The sequence below is a fragment of the Desulfofundulus thermosubterraneus DSM 16057 genome, from assembly GCF_900142025.1.
Taxonomy (GTDB): domain Bacteria; phylum Bacillota; class Desulfotomaculia; order Desulfotomaculales; family Desulfovirgulaceae; genus Desulfofundulus; species Desulfofundulus thermosubterraneus.
Genome location: NZ_FQZM01000042.1, coordinates 18,170 through 32,629 on the forward strand (window position 1 = coordinate 18,170; position 14,460 = coordinate 32,629).

Genomic DNA, 14,460 nt, shown 5'->3' on the forward strand with positions numbered 1-14,460 from the left:
CGCAGGGGCTTTTTTCTTCCAAAAAAAATATTAAAATCAGTCCAGGAAAGCCAAACCAAGACAGAACAAGGCAAAGCCCTTTTCTTAAAACCTTATGCTAAGGGGGCTGTAGCATTATGCCGGGGTAAAATGTTCTAGACATAATCAATTGCAGCAGGGCCATAATAAGAATAGCCTAAAGGCAAGGAGGTGACTATAGATGGCGTTAGGGCAAAAGCGGAATAAGTTGATTCTTCCCCAGGCCGCCGCGGCTATGGAACAATTTAAGTGGGAAACTGCTGCCGAGCTGGGCGTCCAGGTTCCCCAGAGCGGTTACATGGGTGACCTGCCTTCCCGGGTGAACGGGGCCATTGGCGGTAACATGGTCCGGAAGATGATCGCCGCCTACGAGCAAAGCCTGGCCAACGGTACCCAGCCTCCGACTCCTCAAGTAACCAACGCTCGCACCACTCCTTAACGGAGGTTAAGGTATGAGCTCTTTGGGTACACAAGGTCTGGTGCGGTGTACCGGTTGTTTATACAGTTCCCTTTCGGGGGGTCCCAACTAACGGTAAAGCCGAGAATCCGGCTCCCTGTTGGTTGGGCCCCCGGCAGGGACTGCCCAACCCCAGGAACTTTGCTCAATTTTTAATTTTTTAATGTAGATAATAGCTGTAGTCGTCCTCAGTTAAACCCGGGTGCAGAGCCAGGGAAACAGCTCCGGCAATAACTTTAGCCGTAGTAGCAATTAACGCGTCTATTTCCTTGGGAGTTACCGTCAGGTTGCCGCCGAAAGGTTCTAAAACCTTTTCAATGGCCCGCCGGGCCAGGGCAGGGTTAAACCCCGCATTTACAGGCGTGGTTTGCAGCTGTTCCAAATAGGCATTAATGGTATCCTGGCTGATGACGGCAGCATGTACCACAGTGGGCACCCCGATGGCGATTACAGGCACGCCCATGCTTTCCTGGTTGATTCCGGCCCGGCGGTTGCCAATGCCTGAACCGGGACTGATCCCCGTATCGGCTATTTGAATGGTGGTGCAAATACGGGTTACACTGCGAGCCGCCAGGGAATCTATGGCGATAATCAACTCCGGACGGATTTTTTCTACTACCCCTTTGATTATTTCCGCCGTTTCTATACCCGTTAACCCCAGCACTCCCGGAGCCAGGGCGCTGACGGAACGCATCCCGCCCTTTAACTCCTGGGGGGCGTAATTATACAAGTGCCTGGTTACAAGACTCATCTCAATAACCTTTGGCCCTAAAGCATCCGGGGTCGCGCGCCAGTTGCCTAAACCCACCAGCAAAATATTCCCATACTCCGGAATATGGGCCACAAATCTTTCCAATTGCCGGGCGAGAATCTGGCTTACTTCATGGTGGGCGGCCGGGTGATTTTCCCTCAACACGGGAGCTTCGATGGTAATATATGTACCCACGGGTTTACCCATGATGGTTTCCGCGGCCTTCTCGATAATATGTACTATGGTTACTTCACCATGTTCAAATCTTTCCCGATCCACCCGCACACCGGGAATTTCCTGCCCCGTTTTCCCTCGTACTAGTTCCCGGGCTTCCAATGCTAAATCAAGGTTGACTCCAAAGGAGCGAAAAAGATCAAAAAGCACGCTGTCGCCCCCCTTTAATTGAAATCCCTCCAGGTTTCAGCTATATATTGTCCGCCTCGAGGAGGATTATACACTACATATTTTGCCTGATCGATTTTTCTGGTATAATGTGCTATAATATTTGCATTGAGAATAGGGAGGAAAGAATCGCTATCTTGCGAGTTATTGCCGGGATTGCCAAGAAAAGCCGCTTAAAAATTCCCCGGGGATGGAGCGGGCGCCCCACTGCCGACCGGGTTAAAGAATCCCTGTTCAATATCCTGGGTTCGCGGATTCCCGGCTCTCATTTCCTGGATCTTTATGCCGGTACAGGCAATGTGGGTATAGAAGCCTTGAGCCGCGGTGCAGCCCGGGTAGTGTTTGTAGAGCGGGATAAAAGAGCGGTTAAAATTATCCGGGATAACCTTGTTCATGTGGGTTTGGTGGAAAGGGCTGAGGTGCTGGCGCAAGATGTTTTCCTGGTTTTGAGGCGACTGAGCGGACAGCAGTTCGATGTGGTTTTCCTGGACCCACCCTATGGACAGGGCCTGGAGTTGCCCACTCTGGAGGCCATTGATCGTTATGGGCTACTTGCTCGCGGCGGCATTGTAGTGGCCGAAAGCAGTAAACGGCAGGCATTTCCTGGTCAGGTGGGGCGGCTGGTGCAATACCGGCAACATCTAGTGGGAGATACTGTGCTTTCATTTTACCAGCCCGGCATTGCCGGAGAGGGGGATTAAATCTTTGCGCATCGCGGTTTATCCGGGCAGTTTCGACCCGATAACCAATGGACATCTCGATGTAATTGAGCGTGCAGCCTGTTTATTTGATCAGCTGGTTGTGGCGGTATCCCGCAATACCAGCAAAAAGCCGCTCTTTACTGTTAGTGAGAGGTTAGAAATGCTGCGAGAAGTATTGCAGCCCTATTATAACGTGGTGGTAGATTCCTTTGATGGGCTGACAGTAAATTACGCTAAAAGCTTGGGTGCACAGGCAATTATTCGTGGCCTGCGGGCTATTTCAGATTTTGAAAACGAGTTTATGATGGCCCTGACCAACAAGAAACTGGTTCCTTCAATAGATACCTTATTTCTCATGACCAGAGCGGAATATTCCTTCATCAGTTCCAGTGCTGTAAAAGAAGTAGCTTACTTTGGGGGCTGTGTGCGTGACCTGGTACCCCCCGTGGTAGAACAAAAGTTACGGGAAAAATTTATGGCCCTTGAGCGACCGGTTAGGGAGGGGTAGAAGTGGAGCTATTCCATATTTTAAATGAGATGGAGGAGATGATTGAAAACAGTCCCCGGATACCCATGACCAGGCGAGTGATGGTGGACGAGGATCGCCTGCTAGATTACCTGGACCGTATTCGCACCACACTGCCCGAGGAATTGCGCCAGGCACGCTGGCTCCTCCAGGAACGGGAAAAAGTGTTGGCCGACACCCGCAAGGAGGCCGGGCGTCTTTTGGAGGATGCCCAGAAACAGTTGGAAAAACGGGCGGAAGAAAGTGAAGTGGTGAAAAAAGCCCAGGCCATAGCGGACGAAATTATCCACAAGGCGGAACAGGTGGCCAGGGAAATCAAACAGGGTGCACGGGAATATGCCGATGAGATCCTGGGTGGGCTGGAAGAGGAACTGGACAAGATCATGACCCAGATTCGCAACGGACGGGCTGAATTAAGAGGAGTTAAGGTTAATGACGGCGTTAATTCCCGGGCGGCCCAGGGCTAATCCGCCAGGGTCTGAAGTATAGCGGGAAAATCGCAGTATTTGTCTATGTTTTCCCGGGCCAGGGCGATGCGTTTGCGGTCCCGGGGCCGGATATGCCGGCTAATCTCTGCTAGCTTTTCAATCGTGGTAAAGGTGTCGTAATGCACCAGAATAAGCGGCACGTTTTTTTCTGCAGCGCGGGCAATTACCTTTACGTCCGGATATAACCCTCCGGTGAGGATTAGCACCGAGGTATTGGTTTCCAGGGCCGCCAGGGCAAGGTCGGCCCGGTCACCCCCGGTAATCACAGCCTTGTTTGGCGCCCGCCGCAAATAACCCAAGGCACTTTCAATAGTCATCGCACCGACAATCACGTCCTCTACCAGCCGGTCCATATTTTCTTCGCCGGCCAGGATTTCCCCGCCCAGTGTTTCATAAAATTCCCTTACTGTGGGCGAAGATATTTCCGGACGCTGGGGAATAATACCCAGGGTTCGGAATCCGCGTTCGGTAAGGATGGGCTTATAAATCCCTTCTGTTTTGGCCAGCAACGGGCGAGGGACGTTGTTAAAAACATTTCCCAGCACTTGGATGCCCTGACTTACCAGGTAGCTGTTGATGAAAATGGCTTCATCCAGGCTGAAGTCATTTTCAATGCGGATCGTGAACAAAACCAGGGCTTCCAGCTTTTTGGCCAGGGTGACGGCATCTAAACCCCAGCACCCCATGATATGGGGAAAAGCGGCTCCTCCAATCAGCACCACGTCAGTTCCGGCACTTACCTGCCGGTAGCACGACAGGATCCATTCTAATGCCTCGCATTGCCGGTAGCCCGACAGATAGGACGGGCCGGCGATAAAGGGTGCGATTACATCCAGGGGCTGTTTTAAATCTAACACCTCCTGCATGAGCCGCGCGTCCTCGTCATTCTGTTCCCTTATACCGGTGGGGTGGCCAACCGGCTTAAAATAGGCTACCTTGTATCCATGCTGGACCAGTTTTAGGGCCAGGCCCACCGCCATGGCTGTTTTTCCACTGCCTGCCGTACCCATGATATAAAGGTTTTTCACCGCTTACACCTCACGATATGGTGATTTTTATGTCCAGGGCAAAGGCCCCGTCCGGATAGGCAAAAACCGGGTTAATATCCATTTCCTCAATTTCGGGAAAATCAAGCACCAACCTGGCAGTTCGGGCAATCATTTCCACGATAGCTCCGAAATCCTTTGGCTTTTCGCCGCGGTAACCCCGTAACAACGTGTAAGCCCTGGTTTCGGTAAGCATTTGCTGGATTTCCTGCCTGGTGAGGCCGTGGGCCAGGCGGAAGGAGACATCTTTTAAAAGGTTGACGTAAATTCCTCCCAGTCCAAAGGCTATTAAAGGGCCGAACTGTACGTCCCGGGTCATGCCAATGATTAATTCCGTTCCCGGGGGCATCATTTTTTGAATCTCAATGCCGTAGATAACCACTTTGGGCAGGAAACGTTGGACGTTTTCGGTAATCTCAATAAATGCCTTTTTTACTTCCTGGGGAGTTTCCACCCCTATTTTTACTCCCCCGATGTCGGTTTTGTGTAAAATTTGGGGGGAGGCCACCTTCATTACCACCGGAAAGCCAATTTCCTGTGCCATGGCCGCCGCTTCATCAGGACTGGTGGCCAGGACAATGGGGGCCACGGCAATCCCGTAGCAACCGGCCACCTGGCTGGCTTCACTGCCCAGGAGAGTTAACCGGCCTTCCTGGTGTACTTTTTGCAAGATTTCTTTAACCCGTTCGGGCTGGATACCACCCAGCTCGAGCTCCTTTTCTTTTTCCGGCAATTCCCTGGCCCGGGCGTAGCGCACCATCCCGCTCAAGACTTTGACCGCCGGTTCGGGAAAGGTGAAACAGGGTATGCCTTCTTCTGCCAGGAGCTTAGCTCCTCCCGCCAGGGTTTTTCCGCCCATATAGGCAGCAAGTACCGGCTTGTCCGGGTAAATGCGGTGAGTTTCAATGATGGCCAGGGCGGTTTGTTCCGGTTCAGTGACTGCCGTAGGGCAAACCAGCACCAGTGCGCTGTCCACACTTTGATCTCCGAGTACCTTTTCCAGGGCAAAGCGATAGCGGTTTTCGCCAGCGTCACCTAGGACGTCTACCGGGTTGTAAATGGCTGCTTCCCGCGGCAGGTTGGCCCTTAGCTCCTGGCTGGTTTCCTTGCTTAAGCGGGCCATGGTTAGTTCGCTCATTTCGATGCTGTCCGTGGTCACAATGCCAGGTCCTCCGGCATTGGTTACCACCGCCACTCGGTTTCCTTTAGGTATAGGTTGGTGGGCAAAGGCAACGGCCAGATCAAAAAGCTCGGCCATGCTCCGGGCGCGGATGACCCCGCATTGCCGGAAAGCTGTCTCATAGGCCAGGTCGCTGCCGGCAAGGGCTCCGGTATGGGAGGAAGCGGCCTGGGCCCCGGCCTGGCTGGCACCGCTTTTGAGGATGATCACCGGCTTTTTGTGGCTGGCCGCCCTGGCCACCTGTAAAAACTGCTGGCCCCGGGCCACGTCCTCGATGTAACAGAGGATGACCCTGGTGTTGGGGTCGTTGGCCGCTTCAGCTATAAAATCCGCTTCATTAAGATCGGCTTTGTTTCCCAGGCTGACAATCCGGGAAAAGCCCAGTCCGGTGGCCAGGCTCCAGTCCAAAATGGCCACCAGCATGGCCCCACTCTGGGAAATGAAAGCTATGTTCCCCTGCTTCGGAAAAACGGCAGAAAAGGAGGCGTTTATGGGTACGTGGGTATCCATCATACCAACACAGTTGGGTCCTAAAAGGCCCATGCCGTAACTGCGGCAAATGTGGGTGAGTTCCTTTTCCAGAATTAGTCCTTCCTTACCCACTTCCTTAAATCCCGCCGAGATTACTACCAGATTTTTGGCCCCCGTAAGGCCGCATTCCTGTGCTACGGCGATAACCCGGTTGGCCGGAACGGCGACCACTACCAGGTCCACGCTTTCCCCGATGGCGCTTAAATTGGGATAACAGCAAAGCCCTTCTATTTCTTCCTCTTTGGGATTGACGGGATAAATCCTGCCCGGGTAACCGCAGGCGAGCATATTTTTCACCAAAACGTTGCCAATTTTACCAGGTTTTTTTGAAGCACCGACAATGGCCACCGTTTGGGGGCGAAAAAAAGCATGCAGGTCCGCCAACTATCTCACCTACTTTGAACCTGGTTCGGTTGTGTTTATCATGTCCGGTAAGGAGATAAAGCATACCATAGGGCGGCCTGCATTTGCCTAATGGGCAGCAACTTATAGTAATGCTTAAGTTGTCTCTAGTGGGCTAAAATAACCTTCTCATGGAGCAAGCAAGAGCAGCATTTGATAAACCTCCCGTGGTGAGGGTAGGCGGGCGGTTGCCGCACTGGGACGAGGCTGGGAACTAATCAGGATACCGCAGCCCTCCCCGAGAGCCATAAATGCGTCCTCATCGGTACGGTCATCTCCGATGTAAACCGGCAGTGCTCCGGCATGTTTCCGGCAAAGGTACTGCACCGCTTTGCCTTTGTTAACTTCCCGGGGGCGTATTTCCAGCACCTTTTTCCCCGGTAAGAGCTCCAGCCGGTCTTTGCCCATGATGGGGGCTGCTCTTTCAATAAAACTACCCAGCACCCCCCGGGCCAACTCGGGCTCCGCCAGGCGATAATGCAAGGCCAGGGATATGCCTTTATTTTCAACTAGAAAGCCACTGCTGCCGGCTACGCATTCACGGGCTATTCTTTCCAGGGTTAAAATATCTTCTTCCAGCTTGCGATTCTCGAACAGGCGGTATGTTTTGCCCCCGGCTTCCTGTATTTCCGCCCCATGGGAACCAACCAGGTGCAAGCCGGTTAGGGGCAGTAGCTTATGTAGTTCGGCCAGTTTACGGCCACTGATCACCGCTACTGCTCGGTCGGGGGAAAGGGTTAATTTTTTTAGAACAGCCAGGAGCTCCTGGTTCGGCCAGGCTAGATCGGGGCTTGGGGCAATGGGCACCAGGGTACCGTCGTAATCAAGCATGAGCAGCAATTGCGGTGCCGTGACCATCCATGCAGCCAGTTTTTCCGGGGTTGTTAGGGGGGGTTCCTTACACACCGGGGAACCTGACCTCCCTGCTTAGAGGTTGGCGGCGTTAATGGCAGCTGGGGTGAGGCCGGAACCCAGGCTTTTAACCAGCATCAAGTTGCTCTGCCACCACCAGCGTACATCCCGGCTTTTCACAATGCGGCGCAAAGATTCCAGGCGGCTTTTTTGTTCCTGGAAAGGCATCTCCAGGGCCATTTTGATTTTGGCTGCCAGGTGGGCCGGTTCAAAGGGATTGGCCAGCAGTGCCCCGTGAAGTTCCTGGGCCGCCCCGGCAAAGGGGCTTAGGATTAACACTCCCTTGCCGTCAATGCGCGAAGCCACGAATTCCTTGGCCACCAGATTAAGGCCGTCCCTTAAGGCCGTCACCAGTAGCACATCGGCAGCCAGGTAATGAGCTACCAACTCTGCCTGGTCTAGGGCTTGATAACGGTAGCGCACCGGTACGGCTCCGTACCCCTGGTCGTACCGTCCGTTAATTTCGCCTACTATCCGTTCAACTTCCCGCTTTAAGGTTCCGTATTCGCCAATACCATTGCGGCTGGGTACGGCAATTTGTAGAAGGGTGACCCTTCCACGGTATGCAGGGTACTTTTCCAAAAGGTAGGCCATGGCTCTTATCCGTTCGGGAATTCCTTTGGTATAGTCCATGCGATCTATGCCCAGAAGTACCTTTTCCGCAGCCAGGGATTTGCGTATTTCCTCCGCCCGGGCACGCACGGCGGGATCGGCAGCCAGCTGTTCGAAACGGTGGTAGTTGATACCCACCGGCAGAGCCTGTACCAGAATGCGGCGGTTACGCAGGCGAATCAGACCCTGTTCCGGGTAAATCCTAGCCGGATAATAGCACGCAACAGTGTCCAGGAAATTTTGCGCGTACCGGCTGGTATGGAAAGCGATCAGGTCGCTGCCTAAAAGGCCGTAGATAATCTGGCGCCCCCAGGGAAGGATCTGGAAAAGGTCCGCCGGGGGAAAGGGAATGTGCCAGAAGAAGGCAATGGTAGCTCCCGGTGATCTGTGCCGTAAAAGCTGTGGTACCAGGGCAAGGTGAAAATCGTGTATCCAGTAGATCCCCTTTTTTGCTTCCAGGGTAATCCGGGCGAACTTTTGGTTGACCCGGCGGTAGGCATCCCAGTAAGCCCTTTCAAAGGAACAACGTTCGGGCAGTTGGTGGCACAGGGGCCAAAGACAAGCGTTGCAGAAACCGTGGTAGTAGTTTTCATGTTCTTCAGGGGAGAGAAAAACCTCCTGGATGTGATAGCGTGGCTCTGCCGGTGGGATGCCCAGCTTAACGCCCCGGTCTTTGCCCGTATGATCAATGCGCCCGCACCAGGAGATCCAGGTTCCCCCGTGGGCGGTCAGAACCGGTTCTACCGCCGAAGTTAATCCTCCAACGGTGCGTTTGGTAATCAATTGATCGTGATCCTTCTGGAAGGTATAGGCTCCACGATTGGAAATTACAACTACCTGTGAGGGGGTACGTCCATAGCCGTACACAACTTCCACCTCCTTTTTAATTTTCAATGATCACGCGGGTGTTACCTGTGGCCCGCAGCACTCCGCAATAGGCTTTACCCTGTTTACGGGTAAATTCCAGATCTACCGTGCCGCAACCCGTGGCAAGGTTACAGATCTGGATTTCCTGGACCCAGGGAGGCAGCTGAGGAGCGCTTACCCGCACCTCGTTGCCCCAGCAGGAGATGCCCAGCATGGTGCGTATGAGCAGAGGCATGGTTCCTACGGCCCAGGCCTGGGGGTCACAGGCGGTGGGGTAATGTACGGGCCCACCGTCTCTGCGCCTCGTAAAACCACAAAAGACTTCCGGTAACCGGTGATATGGGAAGGACATGGCTGCCTCAAAAAGGCCGCTGACCACTTTTTCCAGCAGGTCAAACTGGCGGTAGCAACGCAATCCGTAAGCAATGATGGCGTTGTCATGGGGCCAGACCGAACCGTTATGATAACTCATGGGGTTATACGGTCCCATGGATTTGCTCATGGTGCGAATACCCCATCCGGAATACATGTCGCTTGCCAACAGCCGCCTGGCCACGGTTACGGCAAGCTCTTCGGGTAGAATGCCGGTAAACAGGCAGTGGCCCGGGTTAGAGACAATGGTTTTAACCTGTTTCTTGTCACCATCCAGGGCAAAGGCCAGGTACTCCTCATCTTCCATCCAGAAAGCTTCTAAAAACTTGCGTTGCAGGACCAGGGCTTCCTGTTCCAGCTCACAGGCCCAGTCGTTCTTTCCCAGTACCCGGCCCATTTCAGCGGCCCGCTTTAAAGCCAGGTAATAATAGGCCTGTACTTCTACCAGGGCGATGGGACCCGTGGGCAGGCTGCCCCGGGGATCAATAACCCCGTCCCAGGAATCTTTCCAGCCCTGGTTTGTCAGCCCTGCGGGGGAACGGACGGCATATTCAATAAATCCGTCGCCGTCCCTATCCCCATATTTCCGGCACCATTCCACGGCCGCAAAAAGGTTCGGAGCCAGATCGAGGACCAGCTGTTTGTTTCCAGTCCAGCGGTAGGTTTCGGAAAGCAGGATGATGAACCAGGGAGTGGCGTCCACGCTGCCGTAATAGGGAGTATGGGGGATTTCCCCGCAGGCGGCCAGCTCTCCCCGGCGAAGCTCGTGGAGTATTTTCCCGGGTTCTTCATCCCGCCAGGGGTTATCCTCTTTCCCCTGCAGGCGGGCCAGGAAGTACAGGCTATCCCGGGCAATGTCGGGGTTGACAATTAAAGCCTGCCAGGAAGTAATCAGGGCGTCCCGCCCAAAGGGGGCCGCATACCAGGGTATGCCGGCCTGCACAATGGTGCCTAGATCGGGATAGCGTGTGCACAGGGCGCACAGGTCGGTCACGTTGCGCCGGAGCATGTTGCTCAAAAAGACATTATCGCTTTTAAACTGGGTACATTGCTCTTTCCACTTTTCGTAGAGGGAAGAGGTTTTGCGCACTGCCCGGCTGAATCCCGCGGCAACCGTTCCACTTCCTCCAGTGCTGGCAGGATCGGGCTTGTTGCCGATAAAAGGTTTCACCTGCATATAGAGGTAAACCTTGCGTCCAGGGGGCAGGGTGAGGGAGAACCGGGCGGTGGCCAGGTTTTTTTCTTCGTTTACCTCCACGCTGTCGGGGTAAGGGGAAAAGGAGACACTGGTATAGCGGCACAGGTCATCCCTTCCCCGGTACCCAAAGAGAACTCCCTCCCGGGTAGACACCGGGGTGAAAATTTCCCCCTTTTGCTTGCGGATAAAGCCCCGGACCTCAAAAATATCCCGGAAATCGGCCCCCAGGGTGAACTGGAGGGTAATCATTACGGGCATGGGGTTGAAATTTATAAGCCGTAACCGTTGGAACAGGGCGTTATCCAGGACCCGCAGGGTGCGGATGTGAATGGTGCTTGCCGGGATCACATGATTACCCCGGTCCAGGGCCGGGTTGGTAAGTTCGAATTGGGCAAAGTGGCTGTCCTTAATGGAGGAGGAGAGGAATAAAAGATTTCCTTCCGTTAGCCCCATTTCCAGACAGCTCAGATAGCGGGTGTCCCGGCAATAAAGCCCCAAGCCCGCATTATACTCATGGCACACTTCTCCCTCGGGTCCGCAGATGAAAAAAAGTTCTCCTTCTTTAAGCACTTCCTGGGAAAAGGACGTCCGGGTGGCTAACCCCGGTATGTGGGTGATATCAAGCACCGCATTACCTCCTAGGCAATTTGTTTTTGCTTGCGCAGGTAATAGGCCAGTGTTTTACCGTAAACCTGGAGTGTACGGGCTGTCATGACTTCGCAGGTAAAGTTTTTTTCTACCATTTGCCGACCTCTTTCACCCATTTGCCGGGCCTTCTGGGGATTGGCCAGCAAATGGCAGCATCTTTCGGCTAAAGCCTTGTGATCGTGCATCGGCACCACGTAGCCGTTGATATCGTCCTGGATTACCTCGGGCATACCGCCGGCCCGGCTGACTACCATGGGACGACCCGTGGCCAGGGATTCCAGCATGGCCAGGCCAAAGGGCTCCTCAAAGCAGGAAGGGTAAATACAAGTTTCGGCGGCCTGGTACATCAACGGTATTTCATCCCAGGAGAAGAACCGGATAAAAATATCCCGTTCCAGCTCCAGTTCCGTAATCAGGCGTTTGATCCTTGATACGTGTTCGGGCTGCCGGCTGCCCCAGTCCACGGTTTTTTCCGTACCGGCCAGCACCAGCAGGGCATCCGGAAATTGTTCCTTGATAAGTTTGAAGGCCCTGATGCTGATATGGCAACCCTTATCATAACTCATGCGTGCCGGGTGGAAGATCACCCTTTTCCCTTTTAGTTCTGGATAGGTTTCCCGCGCCTTTTGCAGATCCTTTTCGGTAGGGGGCCTAAATCTTTCCAGATCGATGCCGTGGTGCACCACGGTAATCCTGTCTTCAGGAAAACCGGCTTTAGCCAGTTCTTTCTTGATGTAATGGCTTACCGCAATTACCGCATCCCATTCGGCGGCATGACGGCACATTTCTTCCCAGACGGAATCGGACCAGACGTTGTGGGCCGTTAGTACCAGGGGGATTCCCCAGCGCTTCTTTGCTTCCAGCAGAGCCTCAAGATGGACCGGACTGAAGTAATGCATGTTATGGGCGTGGATAATGTCAGGGTGAACTTGTTGGATAAAATCGCCAATCAACCGGCGAATATCATTTTTTCTGTCCATCATTTGTTTTGCATCCAGGCTGTTCAGATCCATTAGCCTGTGGCGTAAGATCCTTAATCCCCGCCAGGTGTAGTCCACATCCCCTTCCGGGGTGGACCCGGTGAGCAGGCTGACCTGGCAACCGTAGCGGGCAAGCTCTGGACACAACATGGCCAGATGGCTTTCCACCCCGCCGATAATCGGGGGAAAAGCCCAGTGTAACATAGCAATTCTCACACTGACACCTCCCTGAAAAAATAATAGCCCCGGCTGGTTTCCTGCTGCCGGGTGTATTCAATGCAAAACTTCATCCGGCCAGGAGAAAACCCCCAAACCATAATTTTCTATCTTATTTTAAGACTATTATAAGCAGTTACCAGAAAAAATGTCAAGATTATCTAGGACGGAGTACAATGACGCGTATATGGGTTAATATGACCAGCACCACAGACAGCATAATCATGATACCCAGGGATAGAAGGAACAGGAACAGGGAGATAAGACTCGCGCTCCAAACAGAAACGGGTTGAACCGTGGTAAGAAGTGGTGCAAAAACAGGCTGGATGAGAGACTGGTTTAAAGTTGCTGCTGGGCCAAACATTAGATAGGTATAAAAGGCGGCCAGGATGGCATGCGCTACCCGTACCAGTATAAAAGTGCCCATGCGAATATCGGTTCCGGCGATCATGCTGGCTGCTTGGGCCTGGATAGACAGGCCGCTCCAGGCCAGGATCATGGCTACGGCAATCAACTGGTGGAGTAAAGGGGCAGCCGCTTCCGAAGCCAGCTTGGTACCCGTGGTCATTTCAAACAGCCCGCTGGCCAGGGCCGGGAGCACTGCCGGTGAGAGGCCGAGAGGCACCAACAGCAGCCCTAATGCCCGGGCTACTAAGTCAATGACACCTGCTTGAGTGAGCAGGCGAATGATCACGGCAAAAAGAATAATAAAACCGCCGATGTTTAAAAGATTATTGATGGCATTTTTTACGGCATCGCCAATAATCTGGCCCGAAGTACGCTTATCCTGGCGCTGTCGGGTGACCATTTCGGCCAGGGCCCGTTTTAAAATCCAGGTATTTCTGTCGGCTATAGGCCGGGGGATCACCTCCGGGTCGCGACGGCCATAAAAACGCAAAGCTAGGCCAAGGGTAAGGTTGGCTAGGTAATGGGCTCCGGCAATGAGGGGACCGAGGGAGGCGTTGTGAAACATACCTACGGCTACCGCCACCAGCATGAATAGGGGGCTGGAGTTGTTTGTAAAAGACATTAACCGTTCCGCTTCGATTCTGGTGCATAGCTTTTGTGCCCGCAGACGGGCGGTAACCATGGCTCCAATGGGGTAGCCGCTGGTATAACCAATAGCCAGGACAAAGGATCCCGCACCAGGGACGTTAAAAAGGGGGCGCATAATTGGTTCCAGAAGAGCACCCATAAAATGCACAACCCCAAAATTCATGAGCAGTTCGGAAACGATGAAAAAAGGTAAAAGGGAAGGGAATACTATATTCCACCAGGCACCAAGGCCGTAGACCGCTCCCTCATAGACGGTTTGGGGCTGGGTAATCATGCCTAAAACAAACAGGAGAGCACAGGCCGTCCAGAACAGACGCATGGTTTCCCCGTGTTTTTGCATTTTTGGTCACCCGCTTCGCACCGCATTGATTACTGCCGTTCGGGGCAGTTGGGGTTTGGCGACCCTTTTATATATATGGGGCTTTTTAGACCGGTAGACCACTCCTTAGGCCATGTGAGAATAGTCACAGCCGCTCGGGGAAGAAGCGCACAGTGTTTGCGGACAGAAATCGGTTATTTTAATGGCAGGAAGTGATGTAATATAGCAAGAGGGGGTTTCTTTCATGCCTAAACGTCAAATCGTGCGCATAGACGAAGAAAAATGTACCGGTTGCGGTCTGTGTGTTACCCCTTGTGCCGAAGGGGCTATCCAGATTGTGGATGGCAAGGCCCGGGTAGTTCGGGAGGAATTATGCGATGGTGCTGGTTTTTGTATCGGCGTTTGTCCGGTGGGCGCCCTTTCTATTGAAGAGCGGGAAGCGCCGGCCTTTTCCAAAGAGGCAGTCCAAGAGCACTTGAAGAATAAAGAAAAAACATACCTTACCCAAACTTGCTTTCTCTGTGGAAACACCGAGGACCGTATTCCGCTGCTCCCATGCCGGCACCGCGGCGAAAGCCTCTGGGTGTGCACCCGCTGCCTGCCGCCGCTTATTCACGGTTAAACTCCTATCGACATGTTATGAAAAAGGATGCGACTTCTGCTGCAAGTCGCATCTTTTTTTCCATGTGCGCCCGGCATGGGCGTTAACTTGGTGGTGAAAGTCCACTGCAGGCGAGGCAGCACGAGTCTGCTAGCCAAAGGCAAGGGTGTCCATCGC

The 14,460-nt window shown here is 53.4% G+C and carries 13 protein-coding genes; 5 read left to right on the forward strand and 8 right to left on the reverse strand.

The window, feature by feature from the left end:
• Positions 1-199: 199 nt before the first annotated feature.
• Entirely contained in the window at positions 200-457 is a 258-nt protein-coding gene (locus tag BUA65_RS14210) for an alpha/beta-type small acid-soluble spore protein (protein WP_013822349.1), read from the forward strand.
• Between the two features lie 178 nt (positions 458-635).
• Here BUA65_RS14210 and gpr read toward each other — a convergent pair whose 3' ends face one another.
• Entirely contained in the window at positions 636-1,610 is a 975-nt protein-coding gene (gene gpr, locus BUA65_RS14215) for a GPR endopeptidase (RefSeq protein ID WP_072870649.1), read from the reverse strand.
• 155 nt (positions 1,611-1,765) lie between these two features.
• Between gpr and rsmD the strand changes: the two genes are divergently transcribed.
• Genes rsmD through BUA65_RS14230 form a run of 3 tightly spaced genes read left to right on the forward strand, consistent with a single transcriptional unit; the run spans position 1,766 to position 3,322 of the window.
• The gene (rsmD, locus tag BUA65_RS14220; RefSeq protein WP_072870650.1) at positions 1,766-2,329 is read left to right on the forward strand and encodes a 16S rRNA (guanine(966)-N(2))-methyltransferase RsmD; all 564 of its coding nucleotides are present in this window, start codon (positions 1,766-1,768) and stop codon (positions 2,327-2,329) included.
• Positions 2,330-2,333: 4 nt separating this feature from the next.
• Entirely contained in the window at positions 2,334-2,837 is a 504-nt protein-coding gene (gene coaD / locus BUA65_RS14225) for a pantetheine-phosphate adenylyltransferase (protein ID WP_072870652.1), read from the forward strand.
• Positions 2,838-2,839: 2 nt separating this feature from the next.
• The gene (locus BUA65_RS14230) at positions 2,840-3,322 is read left to right on the forward strand and encodes an ATPase (protein WP_072870654.1); all 483 of its coding nucleotides are present in this window, start codon (positions 2,840-2,842) and stop codon (positions 3,320-3,322) included.
• On the opposite strand, the gene BUA65_RS14235 is transcribed toward BUA65_RS14230, so the two are convergent.
• The 7 genes from BUA65_RS14235 to spoVV all read right to left on the reverse strand — a co-directional run bounded on the left by BUA65_RS14235 (position 3,319) and on the right by spoVV (position 13,703).
• Positions 3,319-4,371 carry a phosphotransacetylase family protein gene (locus tag BUA65_RS14235; RefSeq protein ID WP_072870656.1) on the reverse strand — a complete coding sequence of 351 codons (1,053 nt, stop codon included), beginning with the start codon at positions 4,369-4,371 and terminating at the stop codon, positions 3,319-3,321. The genes BUA65_RS14230 and BUA65_RS14235 overlap by 4 nt on opposite strands.
• Positions 4,372-4,381: 10 nt before the next feature.
• Complete coding sequence (gene acs, locus BUA65_RS14240) at positions 4,382-6,484, reverse strand: acetate--CoA ligase alpha subunit (RefSeq protein WP_072870658.1); 2,103 nt, start codon at positions 6,482-6,484, stop codon at positions 4,382-4,384.
• Between the two features lie 147 nt (positions 6,485-6,631).
• Positions 6,632-7,408: a trehalose-phosphatase gene (gene otsB / locus BUA65_RS14245; protein WP_084062505.1), complete on the reverse strand. Its 777-nt coding sequence runs from the start codon at positions 7,406-7,408 to the stop codon at positions 6,632-6,634.
• A 21-nt stretch (positions 7,409-7,429) separates the two neighbouring features.
• Positions 7,430-8,893, reverse strand: a complete 1,464-nt coding sequence (locus BUA65_RS14250) for an alpha,alpha-trehalose-phosphate synthase (UDP-forming) (RefSeq protein ID WP_072870659.1) — start codon at positions 8,891-8,893, stop codon at positions 7,430-7,432.
• Between the two features lie 16 nt (positions 8,894-8,909).
• The gene (locus BUA65_RS14255; RefSeq protein ID WP_072870661.1) at positions 8,910-11,090 is read right to left on the reverse strand and encodes an amylo-alpha-1,6-glucosidase; all 2,181 of its coding nucleotides are present in this window, start codon (positions 11,088-11,090) and stop codon (positions 8,910-8,912) included.
• An 11-nt stretch (positions 11,091-11,101) separates the two neighbouring features.
• The gene (locus BUA65_RS14260; protein ID WP_072870663.1) at positions 11,102-12,307 is read right to left on the reverse strand and encodes a glycosyltransferase family 4 protein; all 1,206 of its coding nucleotides are present in this window, start codon (positions 12,305-12,307) and stop codon (positions 11,102-11,104) included.
• A 157-nt stretch (positions 12,308-12,464) separates the two neighbouring features.
• Positions 12,465-13,703 (reverse strand): dipicolinic acid transporter SpoVV, encoded by a 1,239-nt coding sequence (gene spoVV / locus BUA65_RS14265; RefSeq protein ID WP_072870665.1) that lies wholly within the window; start codon positions 13,701-13,703, stop codon positions 12,465-12,467.
• Positions 13,704-13,926: 223 nt separating this feature from the next.
• Here spoVV and BUA65_RS14270 point away from each other — a divergent pair, with 223 nt between their 5' ends.
• Positions 13,927-14,304 (forward strand): ATP-binding protein, encoded by a 378-nt coding sequence (locus BUA65_RS14270; protein ID WP_072870667.1) that lies wholly within the window; start codon positions 13,927-13,929, stop codon positions 14,302-14,304.
• The last annotated feature ends 156 nt before the right edge of the window (positions 14,305-14,460 follow it).